Consider the following 18786-nt stretch of genomic DNA (forward strand, 5'->3'; position numbering starts at 1 on the left):
CATTCCGAATGCCCATCATGACCGCCACTGCATCCAACACCCACGCCACCTACCGCCCCTGGGCTGTGCGTACCGTGGTGGTCAGGATCTCGCGCAAGCTGCGTGCCACCTACCGCATCCGCAGCGGCCGCCGCCTGTCGCAGCTGCTTGCAACGCTGCTGGCCGCTGTCTCGCCCTGGGCTACCGCCTTGCCCGAAGGCGCGCAAGTCGTGGCCGGCCAGGCCAGCGTCAGCACGCCCTCGGCCAATGCCATGGTGGTCAACCAGGCCAGCGACAAGGCCGTGCTCAACTGGCAAAGCTTCAACATAGGCGCCGGCCAGTCCATGCAGTTCGTGCAGCCCGGCGCATCGTCCGTCGCGCTGAACCGCGTCATCGGCAACGGCGCCTCTTCCATCTTCGGCTCGCTCAGTGCCAACGGCCAGGTCTTCCTGGTCAACCCGTCGGGCGTGATGTTCGCGCCCGGCGCGCAGGTCAATGTGGGCGGCCTGGTCGCCTCCAGCCTGGACATCGGCAACGGGGACTTCATGGCCGGGCGCTACAGCTTCAGCGGCACGGGCACGGGCGCCGTCAGCAACTACGGCAGCATCAATGCCGCGCGCGGCGGCTATGTGCTGCTGGCCGCGCCGCAGGTCACCAACACCGGCGCCATCAGCGCCGAGGCTGGTTCCGTCGGCCTGTTGGCAGGCTCGCGTGTGTCGGTTGACGCTTCAGGCGCGGGGCTGGTGCGCTTCTCGGTGGACGCCGCGGCCGCGCAGGCAGCGATCAACAACAGCGGCAGCATCACGGCCGCGGGCGGCCAGGTGGCCGTGCTGGCCAGCGCCATGGGCGATGCGATGGCGACCGTCATCAACCAGTCCGGCGTGATACGCGCCAACTCGGCGGTGGAGCGCAACGGCACGATTGTGCTGAGCGGTGGCGGCACCGGCGTGGTCCATGTTTCGGGCACGCTGGACGCCAGCGGCGCGGCGGCAGGCCAGAGCGGCGGCACGGTGCAGGTGCTGGGCGACAAGGTGGCGCTCGACAGCGGCGCTTCCATCAATGTGTCCGGCGCCGCGGGCGGCGGCACCGCGCTGGTGGGCGGCGATTACCAGGGCTCCAATGCCGCCGTGCAGAACGCCTCGCGCACCTACATCGCGGCGGGCGCCACGGTGCGCGCCGACGCGACCGACAGCGGCAAGGGCGGCAAGGTGGTGGTTTGGGCCGACGGTGATACGCGCCACAGCGGCGCCATCAGCGCACGCGGTGGTGTGAACGGCGGTGACGGCGGTTTTGTCGAGGTCTCGGGCAAACAGCAGCTGGACCTGCACGGCAGCGTTGACGTGGCCGCGCCGGCCGGCACCGGAGGGCGGGTGCTGCTGGACCCGCAGGACATCCTGCTCAACGCCTCGGTCCAGCCCTCGCCGCCCAACAATGCCGACGGCACGCCCGACGTGGCTTTCGCCGACCCACCGGCCGCGAGCACCTACACCATCCAGGTCGCCGACGTCACCGGCTACAGCGAGCTCTACCTGCAGGCCACGAACAACATCACGCTGGCCAATGCGCTGGCCATGACGGCCGGCAACAAGGTCCGCTTTGAAGCCGGCAACATCATCGCCCTGAATGCCGCGCTGACGGCCTCCGGCGGCGTGAACCTCTCCGCCGCCAGCATCACCAGCATGGCGGCCGGCACCATCACCACCACCGGCGCGGCCAACACCAATGCCGGCAACGTCACCCTCAACGCGACCGGCACCATCAATCTGGCCGGCGCCATCACCGCCACCGGTGGTGCGGCCGGCGCCGGCAACCCGGGCCGCAGCGGCGGTGTCGTCAGCATCACAGGTGCGGGCGTCACGGTTGCCGCCATCACGGCCAACGGCTCCGCTGGATCGGGCGCGGGGCAAACCGGCGGCGCCGGCGGCAACATCGGCATTACCTCCACCAATGGCATCAGCGCTACCGGCACCCTCACGGCCAGCGGCGCCAGTGGCGGCGCCGGCCCTTCGGTGGGCGGCAACGCGGGCAGCATCAGCGTGGCCAACAGCGGCGCCGGCAATATCGCCATCGGCGCGCTCACCGCGAGCACCGGCAATGCCGTGACCACAGGCGCGGGCGGCGCGGCCGGCAGCATCTCGGTCACCAACAGCGCCGCCGGCGCCAGCCTGGGCACCGGCAACATCACCACGACCGGCGGCGCCAACGGCGACGGTGGTTCGGTCACGCTCAACTCTGCCGGTGCGCTGAGCGCGGGCACTGTCACCAGCAGCGGCGGCGGGACGCTGGCCAATACCTCGGGCCGCAATGCCGGCGCGATCAATATCACGGCAGCCGGCGCCATCACCGCGCTGGGCGCTGTGGCGGCCAGCGGCACCGGCGCCAACACGGCCGGCAACGGCGGCAATGCGGCCGCGGTCTCCATCACCGCGACAGGCGGCATCGCCGGTGCGGCCATCAGCGCCAGCGGCGGGGCCGGTGCGGGTGCCAATGCATCAGGCGGCAATGCCGCCGCTATCACCGTGACCAACAGCGGAAGCGGCAACCTGGTCACCGGCGCCCTGACGGCTCAAACCGGCGCGGCCACCGGCACCGGCGTTGCGGGCACAGCCGGCAGCCTGGCCGTCACCAACAACGCGGCCGGCGGCAACCTCAACACCGGCGCCATCAACACCGCGGGCGGCGCGGGCGGCAATGGCGGCGCGGTCACATTGGCCTCGCAGGCCGGCGTCACCGTGACCGGTACCCTGGGTACCAGCGGCACCGTGTTGGCTGCCGGCACGCGCGCCGGCAGCAATGCCGGCAACATCACGATCACGGGCGTGGACCGCTCAGTCACCGGTGCCATCACCGCCAGCGGCAGCGCGGCCAACGGCACCAACCAGGCCGGCGGCAATGCCGGTGTGGTCAGCATCACCGGCAGCGGCACACTGGGCACCGTGGCCATCGCGGCCTCGACCGGCGGCGCCACCGGCACAGGCACCGGCGGTACGGCCGGCAGCATCACACTGAGCGGCACAACGGTCGTGGCCGGCGCGCTGACCACCACGGGCGGCGCCAATGGCGACGGCGGCAATATCAGCGCCACCTCGACGGCCGGCGTGCTGACGACGGGCGCCATCATCACCAGCGGCGGCACGGCCAATGCGGGTACCTCGGGACGCAATGCAGGCAGCGTGACGCTGCAGGCCACGGGCGGCCTGCTCACCGGCACCACCATCACCGCCAGCGGCACCAGCGGCACGCTGACGGGTGACCAGGCCGGCGGCAACGGCGCGGCGATTTCCATCACCGGCAACAGCGGCATCACGGTCACCAGCCTGGTGGCCAGCGGCGGCTCGGCGGTCGGTACCAACGCGGCCGGCGGCAATGCCGGCAGCATCACGCTCAACAACAGCGGCAGCGGCAACATCGCCACCGGTACCCTGATCGCGCAGACCGGCAACGCGCTGGGTACAGGCGCGGGCGGCACGGCCGGCAGTGTCAGCGTCACTAACACCGCCGCCGCAGGAACACTCTCCACCGCGGCCATCACCACCACCGGCGGGATCAAGGGCAACGGCGGTAACGTCAGCCTCTCGGCCCTGGGCCAGGTGTCCGTGCTCAACAACAACATCAACACCAGTGGCGGCGTCACGGTCAGCGGCCTGGCCGGCCGCAATGCCGGCACGGTCACCATCAGCGGTGGCGGCCTCAATATGGGCACAGGCACCATCACGGCCAGTGGTGGCGCGGCAGCGGCCACGTCCAACCAGAAGGGCGGCGGCGGTGCAGCCGTCAGCATCACGAGCACCGATGCCGTGACCATCAGCACCATTACCGCCAGCGGCGGCGCGGGCGGCACCACCAACGGTGACGGCGGCGACGCCGGCAGCATTACGGTACAGAACAATTCGGCCACGACGGGCGCCATTGCACTGGGCGCGCTCACGGCGCGCACAGGTGCAGCGGCGGGTACAGGCGCGGGCGGCGCGGCCGGCAGCATCAGCGTCAGCAACAGCGCGGCCGGCGCCAACCTCAGCACCGGTGCCATAGACAGCAGCGGTGGTGCCGGCGGCAATGGTGGTGCGGTCACGCTGGCCTCGCAGGCAGGCGCCACGGTCACCGGAACACTGAACACCAGCGGCACGGTATTGGCCGGCGGCACCGGTGCGGGCCGCAGCGCCGGCAACATCACGGTGACCGGCGCCAACCGCTCCGTCACGGGAGCCATCACGGCCAGCGGCAGCGCCGGCCTGGGCACCAACCAGGCCGGTGGCAATGCCGGTGTGGTCAGCATCACAGGCAGCGGCACGCTGGGCACCAACACCATCAACGCCTCCACGGGCGCGGCCACCGGCACAGGCACGGGCGGCACAGCCGGCAGCATCACGCTGGGCGGCACAGCACTCAACGTCGGCGCGCTGACCACCACGGGTGGCGCCAACGGGGACGGCGGCAATATCAGCGCCACGTCAACAGCCGGCGTGCTGACGACGGGCGCCGTCATCACCAGCGGCGGCACGGCCAATGCGGGCACCTCGGGACGCAATGCAGGCAGTGTGACGCTGCAGGCCGCAGGCGGTTTGCTCACAGCAACCACCGTCACCGCAAGCGGCAGCAATGGCACGCTGGCGGGCGACCAGGCCGGCGGCAATGGCGCGGCCATCAGCATCACCGGCAACAACGGCATCACGGTCACCAACCTCGCGGCCAGCGGCGGCGCCGCAGTGGGCGCCAACGCGGCCGGCGGCAACGCCGGCAGCATCACCGTTAACAACAGCGGCAATGGCAACGTCAGCACCGGCACTTTGACCGTGCAAACCGGCAACGCGCTGGGCACGGGCGCCGGCGGCACGGCCGGCAGCGTCAGCGTGGCCAATACCGCGGCTGGCGGCACCCTGTCCACCGCGGCCATCACCACCACAGGCGGCACCAAAGGCAACGGCGGCAATGTCAGCCTGTCGGCACTGGGCCAGATTGCCACCGCCAACAACAGCATCAACACCAGCGGCGGCGCCACCATCAACGGCCTGGCCGGCCGCAACGCCGGCACGGTCACCATCAGCGGTGGCGGCCTCAACATGGGCACAGGTACGATCACGGCCAGTGGTGGCGCGGCAGCTGCCACGTCCAGCCAGAAGGGCGGCAGCGGCGCGGCCATCAGCATCACTAGCACCGATGCCGTGACCACCGGCGCCCTCAGCGCCAGCGGCGGCGCGGGCGGCACCACCAACGGCGACGGCGGCGATGCCGGCAGCATCAGCGTGCAGAACAGCTCCACCACGACCGGCGCGATCGCACTGGGTGCGCTCACGGCGCGCACCGGCGCGGCGGTGGGTACAGGTGCCGGCGGCGCGGCCGGCAGCATCAGCATCACCAACAACGCGGCCGGCGCCAACCTCGGCACCGCGGCAATAGACAGCAGCGGCGCGGCGGGCGGCAACGGCGGCGCGGTCGCGCTGGCGTCGCAGGCCGGGGTGACGGTCGCCGGCACGTTGAACACCAGCGGCACCGTGCTGGCCGGCGGCACCGGCGCCGGCCGCAATGCGGGCAATATCACGATCACGGGCGTGAACCGCTCGGTCACGGGCCTGGTCACCGCCAGCGGCAGTGCGGGCCTGGGTACCAACCAGGCCGGCGGCAATGCCGGTGTGGTCGGCATCACCGGCAGCGGCACCTTGGGCGTCGCCGCAGGCATCACGGCTTCGACCGGTGGCGCCACCGGCACAGGTGCGGGCGGTGCGGCCGGCAGCATCACGCTGAACGGCACAACCATCACGGCCGGTGCGCTGACCACCACGGGCGGCGCCAACGGCGACGGCGGCAATATCAGCGCCGCTTCAACCGCCGGCGTGCTGACGGCGGGCGCCGTCAGCACCAGCGGCGGCACGGCCAATGCCGGCACCTCGGGGCGCAATGCAGGTACCGTCACGCTGCAGGCCACGGGCGGCCTGTTGACCGGCACCACCGTCACCGCCAGCGGCACGGCGGGTACGGCCGCTGGCGACCAGGCCGGCGGCAACGGCGCGGCGATTTCCATCACCGGCAACAGCGGCGTCACGGTCACCAACCTGGCCGCCAGCGGCGGCGCAGCGGCCGGCACCAACGCGGCCGGCGGCAATTCCGGCAGCATCACGCTCAACAACAGTGGCAGCGGCAACATCAGCACCGGCACCCTGATCGCGCAAACCGGCAATGCGCTGGGCACGGGCGCGGGCGGCACGGCGGGCAGCGTCGGCGTCACCAACACGGCAGCAGCAGGAACGCTCTCCACCGCGGCCATCACCACCACAGGCGGCACCAAAGGCAACGGCGGCAATGTCAGCCTGTCGGCCCTGGGCCAGGTGTCCGTGCTCAATAACAACATCATCACCAGCGGCGGCACCACGGTCAGCGGCCTGGCCGGCCGCAATGCCGGCACGGTCACCCTCGGCGGCGCCGGCGTCAACCTGGGCACAGGCACCATTACCGCCTCGGGCGGCGCGGCCGCGGCCGGCGCCAATGAAAAAGGCGGCAGCGGCGCGGCCGTCGGCATCACTTCCAGCGGAACGGTCACCACGGCGGCGATCACCGCCAACGGCGGCGCGGGCGGCACGACCAACGGCGACGGCGGCAATGCCGGCAGCATCAGCCTGGCCAACACGGTGGCCGGCAATGTCACCATGGGCGCCCTCACCGCGCAAAGCGGCAATGCGGCGGGCACCGGTGCCGGCGGCACGGCCGGCAGCATCAGCGTGAGCAATGCCGCCGGCAACCTCACGACGGGTGCGATTTCCACCGTGGGCGGCACCTCGGGCCTGGGCGGCAATGTCAGCGTTTCAGCCGCGAGCGGCACCGTGACGGTGGGCGGCATCGCCACCTCTGGCGGCGCCGCCACCGGCACGGCCAACGGCCGCAATGCCGGCACTGTCGATATTTCGGGGGCCGGCGTCAGCACGGCCGCCATCTCGGCCAACGGCAGCAATGGCAGCGGCACGGGCGCGGGCGGCAACGGCGGCGCGATCACCGTGAGCTCCACGGCGGCCATCAACAGCAGCGGCACGCTGAACACCATAGGCGGTAACGGCGTGGGCGCCAACCAGGCCGGCGGCCAGGGCGCGGCGGTGTCGCTGGTGTCCACGGGCGGCAATGTGTCGGCCGCCGCCATCGTCACCTCAGGCGGCAACGGCGGCACGGGCGTGGCGGCGGGCGGCAACGCGGGCAGCATCACGCTCGATGCGGCGGGCGCAGCGCCCACCATCACGCTGGCCGGCGGCCTCACGGCGCTGGGCGGCAACCAGGTTGGCGGCGCGGTTTCGGGCGCCGGCGGCGCGATCCGCATCAAGGACGACGCCCTGCTCAACGCGGCCAGCATCACGCTGGACTCGCGCGGCGGCAATGCCGGTGCGGGCGTAGGCGCCAACATCCAGTTTGACGGCGCCGTCAACAGCCAGGCTTCGGGCCGCGCGCTGGTGCTGCAATCGGGCAACGGCGACGTGAGCATTGCCGGAACCACAGGCGCTGGCCTGGCCCTGTCGGCGCTGACCGTGACGGCCAACGACATCGCCGTGGGCGCCATAGGCGGCGCCTTGGCGGGTGTGACCGGTGCCACCTCGCTGACGGCCACCACCGCCGGCGCCGACACCGGCGACATCAGCCTCAATGGCGCGCTCAACGTCAACGCACTGACTTTGACGGCGGGAAGCGCCCTCACCCAGACCAGCGCCATCAAGGCCAGCACCGCCACCCTGACGGCTGGCGCCGGCAACAACATCACGCTGAACAACGCCGGCAACGATTTCACCGGCGCGGTGACCGTGGTCTCGGGGCTCAACGTCAGCCTTGCGGACGCCAATGCGCTGGCGCTGGGCACCTCCACCGTCTCGGGCACGCTGGACGTGAACACGGCGGGCGCCATCACACAAAGCGGCGCCCTCACCGTGACCGGCACCACCACGCTGGCGGCCGGCGCGGCCAACGACATCACGCTGGCCAATGCCGGCAACAATTTCTCCAGCGTCGCCGTCACCAGCGGCAACAACGTTTCGCTGCGCGACAGCAACGCCATCGTGCTGGGTGCTTCCACGGCCAATACCAGCCTCACGGTCGTGGCTGGCGGCGCCATCAGCCAGACCGGCGCCATCACGGCGCCCACGCTGGTGGCCAAGACGCTGTCCGCAGCCACGGCGAACATCACGCTGAACAACGCCGGCAACGAGGCCGCCAGCGTCGACCTGCGCGCGCGCGATGCCGCGGACACGGTCAATGCCGCCGGTGCAATTTCCTACCGCGACGCCACCGGCTTCAACGTGGCCGCCGTCAACACCACGGGCGCGCTGGCGCTGCAATCGAACGGCAACATCACCCAGTCGGGCTCCGTGACGGCCGCTTCGCTGGCCGTGGCCGGCACCGGCGCCGGCTCATTGAACTTCGGCAGCTCGGCCAATGCCATCGCCGCCCTGAACGGCATCACGGCGGCCGGCGGCTTCGCGCTGAACAACGGCAACAACGGCGTGACGGTGACGGGCAACCTCGGCACCACCAACGGCGCGGTGTCTATAGACACCGGCACCGGCAGCTACACACAGAACAATGTCGACGTGACGGCCGGCAGCGGCCCCATCACCATCACGGCCGACACGGTCGCCATCGCCGCGAACACCGGCAACAACGCGTTGACCACCAGCGGCGTGCTCACGCTCAAGGCCAAGACCGCGAGCCGCGCCATGTCGTTGGCCGGCGCGTCCGGCTTTGACCTCACGGCCGCGGAAATCACCGCCTTTGCCACCGGCGCCACCGGCCCCATCGTCATCGGCGACACGGCCAGCACCGGCGTGATGACGATAGGCGGGCCGGTCGCCCTGGCCGGCAAGACCCTGACGCTCAACGCCGGCTCCATCACCGACGCGGGCGTGCAGACCATCACCGCGCAGAACGTCTCGCTCAACGCCAACGGCCAGATCGGCACGGACGCCAGCAACGGCATCGACGTCGCGGCGAGCAACCTCAGCGTCAACACCACGGGCAATGCCAACGCCTTTGTACGCAGCGCGGGCGCCGTCAACCTGGGTGTGGGCGGCACGGCCTCCAATGTAGGCAGCGGCACGCTGGACCTGGTGGCGGCGGGCGCGGTCACCCAGACGGCGGGCACGGGCAACGTCACGGCCGGCACGCTCAAGGTCAAGACCCTGGTCAACGCCGGCGGCGCCATCACACTCAACAACGCCGGCAATACCAACACCGCCATCAACCTGCAGTCGCGCAACGCCGCGGACACGGCCAATGCGGCGGGTGCCATCCAGTACGGCAGCGCCGCCGGATTTGACGTGGCGGCACTGGCCACCACAGCCAACGCCACCTTGTCCGCCGGTGCTGTGGTCGGCCAGTCGGGCGCCATTGCCGCCTCCGGGCTTGCGCTCACGGGCACGGGCGGCTACACCTTCGCAAACGCAGGCAACGCCGTCACGACGCTTGCCGCCAATACCGGCAGCGTGGATTACAAACAGGCGGGCGCGCTGATCGTGGGAACCGTGGGCGCTACCGCCGGCGTGACGGCCAGCGGCACGGTCAAAATCGAAACCACGGGCGCAGCCTCCAACCTCACGCTGAACAATGCCGTGAGCTCTTCCGCCACCGGCGATGCCGTGGTCCTGAAGGCCGGCAGCTCCAATGCGGCCGGCGTCAGCACCGGCGGCCAGCTCATCAACAACGTGGGTGCGGGCGGCATTGTGGCCGCCTCCGGCCGTTACCTGGCCTACAGCGGCGACCCGGGTACCACGCTTGAAGGTGTTAGCGGCTACAGCAAGCGCTACAACAGCGATGCGAGCTATGTGCCGGCCGGCGGCGCCAGCACCTTCCTCTATCGCATTGCGCCGACCCTGACCGTCACGGCCGACAACAAGACCAAGGTCTATGGCGACAGCAACCCGCTGCTGACCGGCGTGGTCGGCGGCCTGATCGACGGCGACACCGCCGCCGGCGTGGGCGTCGGCTACAGCACCACCGCGGTGGACAGGACGGCCGTGGCCGCCGGCCCGGTGGCGATCACCGCGGGCGTCACCAACAACGAAAACTACACCCTGGCCCTGACCAACGGCGCCTTGACCATCACGCAACGCGCCCTGACGGTCAGCGCCACGGGAAGCAACAAGGTTTACGACGGCGGCACCACTGCCGGCGTGACCCTGTCGGACAACCGGCTGGCCGGCGACGTGCTCAGCGCCAGCAACACCTCGGCCGCCTTCCTCGACAAGAACGTGGGCATCGCCAAGACGGTCAATGTGGGCGGCATCAGCATCAGCGGCACCGACGCCGGCAACTACAGTGTCAACAGCACGGCCGCCACAACGGCCAACATCACGCAGCGTGCCCTCACGGTCGGCGCCACGGGAAGCAACAAGGTTTATGACGGCAACACCACCGCCGGCGTCACCCTGACGGACAACCGCGTGGCGGGCGATGTGCTCACCACCAGCAACGCGGCCGCGAACTTCGCCGACAAGAACGTGGGCGTCGCCAAGACCGTCAACGTGGGGGGCATCAGCATCAGCGGCACCGACGCGGGTAACTACAGCGTTAACACCACAACGGCCACCACGGCCGACATCACGCAGCGCGCCCTCACGGTCAGCGCCACCGGCCAGAACCGGGTTTATGACGGCGGCACGGTTGCCACCGTCACCTTGAGCGACAACCGCGTTGCGGGCGATGTGCTCAGCGCCAGCAATACCGCTGCCAGCTTCGCCGACAAAAATGTAGGAACCGGCAAGGCCGTCAGCGTGAGCGGCATCGCCATTACCGGCACCGATGCGGCTAACTACAGCGTCAACACCACGGCCGCCACCACGGCCAACATCACGCAGCGCGCCCTCACGGTCAGTGCCACGGGAAGCAACAAGGTCTATGACGGCAACACCACCGCTGGCGTGACCCTGACGGACAACCGTGTCGCGGGCGACGTGCTCAGCGCCAGCAACACGGCCGCGAACTTTGTTGACAAGAATGCAGGAACCGGCAAAGCCGTGAGCGTCAGCGGTATCGGTATCAGCGGCACCGATGCCGGCAACTACAGCGTCAACACCACGGCCGCGACCACGGCCGACATCACACAGCGCGCCCTGACGGTCAGCGCCACGGGAAGCAACAAGGTTTACGACGGCAACACCACCGCCGGCGTGACCCTGACGGACAACCGCGTGGCCGGCGATGTGCTCACCGCCAGCAACACCTCGGCCAGCTTTGCCGACAAGAATGTGGGTACCGGCAAGGCTGTGAGCGTCAGCGGTATCGGTATCAGCGGCACCGATGCCGGCAACTACACGTTCAACACCACGGCCGCGACCACGGCCAATATCACCCAGCGTGCGCTCACTGTGGGCGCCGCGGCACAAAACAAGGTGTACGACGGCGGCACCGCCGCGACAGTGACGCTGGGCGACAACCGGGTCGCCGGCGACGTGCTCTCCACCAGCAACACGTCGGCGAACTTCACCGACAAGAACGCGGGCGCCGGCAAGACGGTGAATGTGGGCGGTATCGCCATCACGGGCACCGACGCCGGGAACTACAGCGTCAACAGCACGGCCGCCACCACGGCCACCATCACGCCGGCTTCGATCGCGAACGTCAGCGGCATCACCGCCGCCGACAAGGTGCAGGACGGCAGCACGGCCGCCACGCTGGCGACCGGCGCCGCCGCATTTACCGGCCGCATCGGCACGGATGTGCTCACGGTGGGCACGGCGACCGGCAACTTCGACACCCCCGCCGTCGGCAGCGGCAAACCCGTCAGCATCACCGGCATCACGCTGTCGGGCGCCGACGCCGGCAACTACGTGCTGCTCAACACCACGGCCGCCACCACGGCCAGCATCACGCCGGCGCCGGCCAATATGGCCGAGCGCAGCGGCGACGCGCGCATGGCCAATGGAACGGCATTGCCGGTGCTGGAGGCCGACGACAGTCGCGAGCAGGCTTTCCGCCGCGCGGCCGGCATGCGGCCCGCGACCGAGCTGGCCGGCGCGGCGCAAACGCCGGCTTTCCGCCTGGCGGGCTTTCCCGATACACGCAGCCCCGACGGCCCGGCCCAGGCCGATTGCACCGGCGCGGGCAGCCGCGTGGCCTGCCTGGCCGACCCGGTGGAAGCGGGCCAGGGGCAGTAAACGGCGCGGTCCGGCGGCGCCGTCCTTTTCCAGCCTGTTTTTGCGGAAAGAAATGGCTGCCCGGGCGCCATTTCCCGCGGTTATCATGTGGCCGACAACTCACTTCAAAGGGAGCGCGCCATGGCCTTAATGGACTTCATCAAGAAACAGTTCATCGACATCATCCAGTGGACGGAGGACGGCGACGGCACCCTGGCCTGGCGTTTCCCGATGGCCGACATGGAGATCCAGTACGGCGCCTCGCTGACCGTGCGTGAGTCGCAGATGGCGGTCTTCGTCAACGAAGGCAAGGTCGCCGACGTGTTCGGTCCCGGCATGTACAAGCTGACCACGCAGACCATCCCGGTGCTGACCTACCTCAAGAACTGGGACAAGCTGTTCGAGTCGCCCTTCAAGAGCGACGTTTATTTCTTCAGCACGCGCCAGCAGATAGACCAGAAGTGGGGCACGCCCCAGCCCATCACCATACGCGACAAGGACTTCGGCGCCGTGCGCCTGCGCGCCTTCGGAAACTACAACTTCCGCATCGCCGACCCCAAGCTCTTCCATACGGAGATCTCGGGCACGCGTGATCGCTACACCACGGCCGACCTCGACGGCCAGCTGCGCGGCCTGGTGCTGCAGAACATTTCCAACGCCATCGCCTCCAGCGAAATCGCCTTTCTGGACCTGGCCGCCAACCAGCTGGCTTTCGCGCAGGCGCTGGTCACCCAGCTCACGCCCGAGTTCGCCAAGATAGGCCTGAAGCTTGAGGGCATGACGGTGCAGAACGTCTCGCTGCCCGAAGAGCTGCAAAAAATCCTGGACCAGAAAATCGGCATGGGCATGGTCGGCAACGACATGGGCAAGTTCATGCAGTACCAGACGGCGCAGGCGATTCCCAAATTCGCCGAAGGCGCGGGCTCGGGCGGCGGCATTGCCGGCGACGCCATGGGCCTGGGCGCCGGCGTCGCGCTGGGCCAGGTGCTGGCGCAAAACCTGCAGCAAGGCCTGCAGGGCGGCGGCAACGCGGCCCAGGCCGCCGCGGCGGCGGCGGCCGTGAAGCCCGACGACGTGATGGCCACGCTCGAGAAACTCGGCGAACTCAAGGCCAAGGGCATACTCACGCAGGAAGAGTTCGACGCCAAGAAGGCCGAGCTGCTCAAGAAGCTGGTCTGATGCCGGTCGTGCCGCGCATCGTTTACTGACCGTTCATCTTGGCATCCGAGCCCCAGCAACGCGCCTACCGCGCGCCGTGCCCCGGCTGCGGCGCGCCCGTTGAATTTCGCAGCGCGCAGTCCACGCACGCGGTGTGCGGCTATTGCCAGAGCACCGTCGTGCGCGACGGCGACACCTTGTCGCGCATCGGCAAGATGGCCGAGCTGTTCAACGACTTCAGCCCGCTGCAGCTGCAGGCCTCAGGGACCTGGCAAGGCCGCAATTTCACGCTGGTCGGCCGGCTGCAATACCAGTACGCGCAAGGTACCTGGACCGAGTGGTACGCGGTGCTGGACGACGGCAAAGCCGCCTTCCTGAGCGAAGACAACGGCGCCTATGTCTTCAGCCTGCCCACCAGCCTGCAGCGCGCCGTGCCGCCGGCCGAGAATTTCCGCGTGGGCGCGACCACGGCCATCAATGCCAAGCCCTTCAGCGTGGCGTCCAACGAACGTGTGTCGCTGCTCTCGGCCCAGGGCGAGCTGCCGCGCCTGCCGGCATTGGGCTCGCCCTTTGCGATGGTGGAGCTGCGCAGCGCCGACGGCGATGTGCTCAGCGTCGACTACGGCACCGTTGCCACCGGCGGCGCGCCCGTGCTGTCGCTGGGCCGCTCCGTGCTGCTGGAGGACTTGAAGCTCACGGGCCTGAAGGATGAATCCGCCAAGGACGAAAGCGGCAAGCAGTTCAGCTGCCCGAATTGCGGTGCACCTGTCGAGGTCACGCTGGCCGGCAGCAAAAGCATTACCTGCCGTTCCTGCAACAGCATCATCGACCTCACGCAGGGTACGGGCGCCGCGCTCAAGCACGCGATCCAGGACGAGCCCGTCAGCCCGCTGATCGCTCTGGGCAGCACAGGCCAATTGCAAGGCGTGCAGTGGCAGGTCGTGGGTTTCCAGCACCGCATGGGCTACGAGGCCGACGACCCGGACGAGCACTTCGGCTGGGATGAATACCTGCTCTACAACCAGAAGCGCGGCTTCACCTTCCTGGTGGATTCCGAAGACGGCTGGAGCCTGGTCAAGCCGGTCACGGGTGCGCCTATCTTCAAGCCCGGCCAGAACAGCGCCGTTTACCTCAAGACAAACTACCCGCTGCAAAGCAGCTACAGCGCCGAGACGACTTATGTCGCCGGTGAGTTTTACTGGCAGGTTCAGCGCGGGCAGAAAACCTTTAACCGCGATTTCGCGAGCGGCAGCGCCCTGCTGTCGCAGGAAGAAGCGCCCAATGAGATCACCTGGTCCAGCGGCAGCAAGCTGGACGGCGACTTGGTCGCCAAGGCCTTCAAGCTCGAAGGCAAGAAGGACTTGTTCAAGCGCTCGGACGCCAAGCCCCTGAGCAGCTCGGCCGGCATGGGCTGCGGCACCATCATCATCGTGGTGTTGCTGATACTGGTGCTGCTGTTTGTCATAGGCCGCTGCTCAAGCTGCGACCCGAAGTATGAAAATTGTTCCTCGTCCAGCAGCTCGCGCAGTTCGGGCGGCTCGTTCGGCGGTTTTTCCGGCGGGGGCGGCCACAAATGAAGGCCGCCTCTTTTTGCTTCTTTGTCTTCTGCGCAAGCTGGCAGACCTTTTCTGGAGACCATCATGGGACTTGAATGGCTTAAACCCGCGGCTTTCCTGGGCTCGATCCTGTTCGCGCTGATAGGCGTGATCATCTTCTGGCTCAGCTTTGTCATCATCGACAAGATGACGCCCTATGACCTGTGGCTGGAGATTGTCGAGAAGCAGAATGTGGCGCTGGCGCTGGTTGTGGCCGCGATGGCGTTGGGCATCTGTGTAATAGTAGCCGCCGCCATCCACGGCTGATCTTTCCCGGCTACTGCGCGGACCGGGGGCGGCGTTGGTCCGGTGCTCGGAATCCTCACGTACTTCAAGTACGTTCCGGTTCGTCCGCTCCGTCCGCCTTGCCCGCGGCCCGCTCGCTACGCCCTACGCGCCGTCGTGATCGGCTCGCTGCGCATCGCGCTTCATTTTTCCTTCCATTTCATTTTGAACACTGAGTCATCTACTCCCCCCACCCCGCGCCCCCTCGAGGTCGCGCTGCTGGCCAGCGTCTTTGTCGTGGCGGCATGCGGGCTGGTGTATGAGCTGGCGGCGGGGGCCTTGGCTTCTTACCTGCTCGGCGACTCGGTGCTGCAGTTTTCGACCATCATCGGCAGTTATTTGTTCGCCATGGGCATAGGCTCCTGGCTGTCGCGTTTTTTCGAGCGGCAGCTGCCGGCGCATTTTTTGCGCATTGAATTGATGGTGGCGCTGGTGGGCGGCGCGCTGCCGGCCCTGTTGTTTCTGGCCAATGCCTATGTGCCCGGCGCTTTCCGGTTTTTGCTCTATGCCCTGGTGCTGCTGGTGGGCACGCTGGTGGGGCTGGAGATTCCGCTGGTCATGCGCATACTGCGGCGCAACGTGGCGCTCAAGGAGCTGGTCTCGCAGGTGCTGACCTTCGACTACCTGGGTGCGCTGGCCGTGTCGCTGGCCTTTCCGCTGGTGCTGGTGCCGCATCTGGGCCTGATACGCACCGGCCTGCTGTTCGGCCTCATGAATGCGGCCGTCGCGCTGTGGGCGCTGTGGCTGTTTCGCGCCGAGCTGCGGCACCTCAGGTCGCATGCAGTCGCCTGCTTCGCCGTCTTGTTCGCATTGGCGGCCGGTTTTGCGGGCGCCAACCAGATCACCACGCTGGCCGAAGACCATTTCTACCAGGACCGCGTGGTCTTCACCGCCACCACGCCTTACCAGCGCATCGTGGTGACCAACGGCCGCGGCGGCCACAGGTTGTTCCTCAACGGCAACCTGCAGTTCGCCGAGCGCGACGAATACCGCTACCACGAGGCGCTGGTGCACCCGGTGATGAGCGCGCACGGCGCGCCCAAAAAAGTCGCCGTGCTGGGCGGCGGCGACGGCATGGCGGTGCGCGAGATCCTCAAGTACCCCAGCGTAGAGAGTGTCACGCTGGTCGAGCTGGACCCGGCCATGACGGATCTCTTCAGCCAGCAGCCGGCCTTGAAGCGCCTGAACGGCGAGGCGCTGCTGTCGCCCAAGGTGAAGGTGGTGAACGCCGACGCCTTCCAGTGGCTGGACAAAAGCGCGGACATGTTCGACATCATCGTGGTCGATTTCCCGGACCCCACCAATTTTTCCATCGGCAAGCTCTACACCAACTCGTTTTACGCGCTGCTGGACCGGCACCTGTCGGCCAGCGGTTATGCCGTGATCCAGACCACCTCGCCGCTGGTGGCGCGCCGCAGCTTCTGGACGGTGGTGGCCACGCTGGAGGCCGTGGGCCTGAAGACCGCGCCCTACCACGCCAATGTGCCCAGTTTTGGCGAATGGGGTTTTGTGGTCGCCAGCCGCCGGCCTTTCAGCCCTACGACGCAAACCGGCGCGCTGCCGGCCGGCCTGCGTTTCCTGGATGCACAAACCCTGCCGCTGCTGTTTGATTTCCCGGTTGACATGGCGCGCGTGCCGGCGCCCGTGAACCGCCTCTCCAACCAGGAACTGGTGCACAGCTATGAGCAGGAATGGGGCAAGGTGCTGCGTTGAAGCGCCGTGACTTTCTGGCGGCCTCCACGCTGCCGCTGCTGGGCTGCAAGGAAACCCGACAGATCGAAGGCGGCTTCCTGGGCGCGAACCATGAACGCGGCCACCTGCTGCGGCCCGGTGAGCCCGGCAAAGACCGCGCCTGGCCCGCTCCCTCCGTCACCCGGCGCACCCGTGTGCTGATTGCCGGCGGCGGCGTTGCCGGCCTCGCGGCGGCGCGCGCGCTGCGCCTGCGCGGCATGGACGATTTCGCCATGCTGGAGCTGGAGGACAACGCCGGCGGCAACAGCCGCGGCGGCGTGGTCGGCGGCCTGCCCTGTCCGCTGGGCGCGCACTACCTGCCGGTGCCCGGCGACGCCGCGCGCGATGTGCAGGACCTGCTGGAAGAGCTGTCGCTGCGCCGGCGCGTGGCCGGGCGCTGGGAGTATGACGAGCGCCACCTGTGCCACAGCCCGCAGGAGCGCCTCTTCATCCACGGCCAGTGGCAGGAGGGGCTGCTGCCCCTGCCGGAGATGGACATCGCCTTGCTGGCCGACTACCAGCGTTTTGCGCGCCTGGTGCAGCAAGCCTCGGCCGCCGCGCCTTTTTCGATTCCGCTTTCAGCCGGCGCAACGGCGCCGCAACACCGCGCGCTCGACGCCCTGACCTTTGAAGCCTGGCTGGACCAGCAGCAGCTCACGCGCGCGCCGCTGCGCTGGTACCTGGACTACTGCTGCCGCGACGACTACGGCGCGGGCCTGGACAGCGTCTCGGCCTGGGCCGGCATCCATTACTTCGCGAGCCGCCACGGCTTCCAGGCGCCCGGCGAGCCGCCTTCGGCCGAACGCGATGCCGGCGTGCTGACCTGGCCCGAGGGCAACGGCTGGCTGACCCGGAAACTGGCCGCGCCGCTGGGCGAGCGCCTGCACACGGGCCGCATTGTGATCCGCGTCGCCGCGGGCCGGCACGGCGTGGAGGTCGACGCCTTCAATGCGGCCACGCAGGCGGTGGAGCGCTGGCAGGCCGAGCAATGCATCCTGGCCCTGCCCCTGTTCGTGGCCGCGCGTGTCGTCGAAAACCCGCCGCCTGCGCTGGGCGAAGCCGCCGGCCAGCTGCGTTACGCGCCCTGGCTGGTCGCCAACCTGCACATCGATGCGGCCCTGCACGACAGGCCAGGCCCCGCGCCCAGCTGGGACAACGTGATCTACGGCGACAAGCCCGGCCTGGGCTATGTCGACGCCACACACCAGAGCCTGCAGGCCGTGCCCGGCGCCACGGTGCTCACCTATTACCGCGCCTTCGGCATAGGCGCGGCCGGCCGCAAAACCTTGTACGAACGGCCCTGGACGCACTGGCGCGACAGCGTGCTGGCCGAACTTTCGGTGCCGCATCCCGACCTGCCCGGCAAGGTCACGCGCATGGAGGTCATGCGGTATGGGCATGCGATGAGCACGCCGGTGCCTGGCGTTCGCAGCAGCGCGGCACTGCGGGCGCTGCAAGGGGCTTTGCCGTTGCCTTGGCGGCGGCTGCATTTTGCGCACAGTGATTTGTCGGGGTATTCGGTGTTTGAGGAGGCGTTTACGCAAGGGCATAGGAGAGGGGTTTCTTTGGTTTTGGCTTGAGGTGTTTCCGACGGAGGGCTTTCCTCCCTCTTCTCCCTTTGCTAAGTTCAGCTGGCCGGGTCTCGCCCCGGCGAGCGACCTACTTTCTTTGCTTCGCCAAAGAAAAGTAAGGGCGGTCTCAAGGGTGAAGTGCAACACTGCTCAACCCCAAAGACAGGAGCAGCATGACGAGCCACTACAGACACTTGAGCGCGGAAGACCGTGGAGCCATCATGACGATGAGTCTTCAGGGATGCAGCGCCAGAGCTATCGGGCGCGCCTTGTGCCGAGCCCCCAGCAGCATCACGCGTGAACTGCGGCGCAACGGCTACCTGCCTGTTGCCCATCAAACACACATGGGCAGGCCCCGAATCGCAGGAG

The 18786-nt window shown here is 68.7% G+C and carries 7 protein-coding genes; all 7 read left to right on the forward strand.

Annotated elements, in window-relative coordinates; translation table 11 throughout:
- The first annotated feature begins 17 nt into the window (after positions 1-17).
- Positions 18-12098: a beta strand repeat-containing protein gene (locus AC1DUN_RS11665; protein WP_477714080.1), complete on the forward strand. Its 12081-nt coding sequence runs from the start codon at positions 18-20 to the stop codon at positions 12096-12098.
- A gap of 120 nt (positions 12099-12218) precedes the next feature.
- The gene (locus AC1DUN_RS11670; RefSeq protein WP_477714081.1) at positions 12219-13256 is read left to right on the forward strand and encodes an SPFH domain-containing protein; all 1038 of its coding nucleotides are present in this window, start codon (positions 12219-12221) and stop codon (positions 13254-13256) included.
- A gap of 38 nt (positions 13257-13294) precedes the next feature.
- Positions 13295-14812, forward strand: a complete 1518-nt coding sequence (locus AC1DUN_RS11675; protein ID WP_477714082.1) for a DUF4178 domain-containing protein — start codon at positions 13295-13297, stop codon at positions 14810-14812.
- Between the two features lie 63 nt (positions 14813-14875).
- Positions 14876-15097, forward strand: coding sequence for a DUF350 domain-containing protein (locus AC1DUN_RS11680; RefSeq protein WP_007871890.1), 222 nt, complete (start codon positions 14876-14878; stop codon positions 15095-15097).
- Positions 15098-15280: 183 nt separating this feature from the next.
- Complete coding sequence (locus AC1DUN_RS11685; RefSeq protein WP_477714083.1) at positions 15281-16828, forward strand: polyamine aminopropyltransferase; 1548 nt, start codon at positions 15281-15283, stop codon at positions 16826-16828.
- A complete protein-coding gene (locus AC1DUN_RS11690) occupies positions 16807-18426 on the forward strand; it encodes an FAD-dependent oxidoreductase (protein WP_477714084.1) in 1620 nt (539 codons plus the stop codon). Before AC1DUN_RS11685 ends, AC1DUN_RS11690 begins: the two co-directional genes overlap by 22 nt.
- Before the next feature lie 164 nt (positions 18427-18590).
- On the forward strand, positions 18591-18786 hold a 196-nt coding region (locus tag AC1DUN_RS11695), incomplete at its 3' end, for a helix-turn-helix domain-containing protein (RefSeq protein ID WP_477714085.1).

Source organism: Polaromonas sp. P4_F6 (assembly GCF_056401275.1).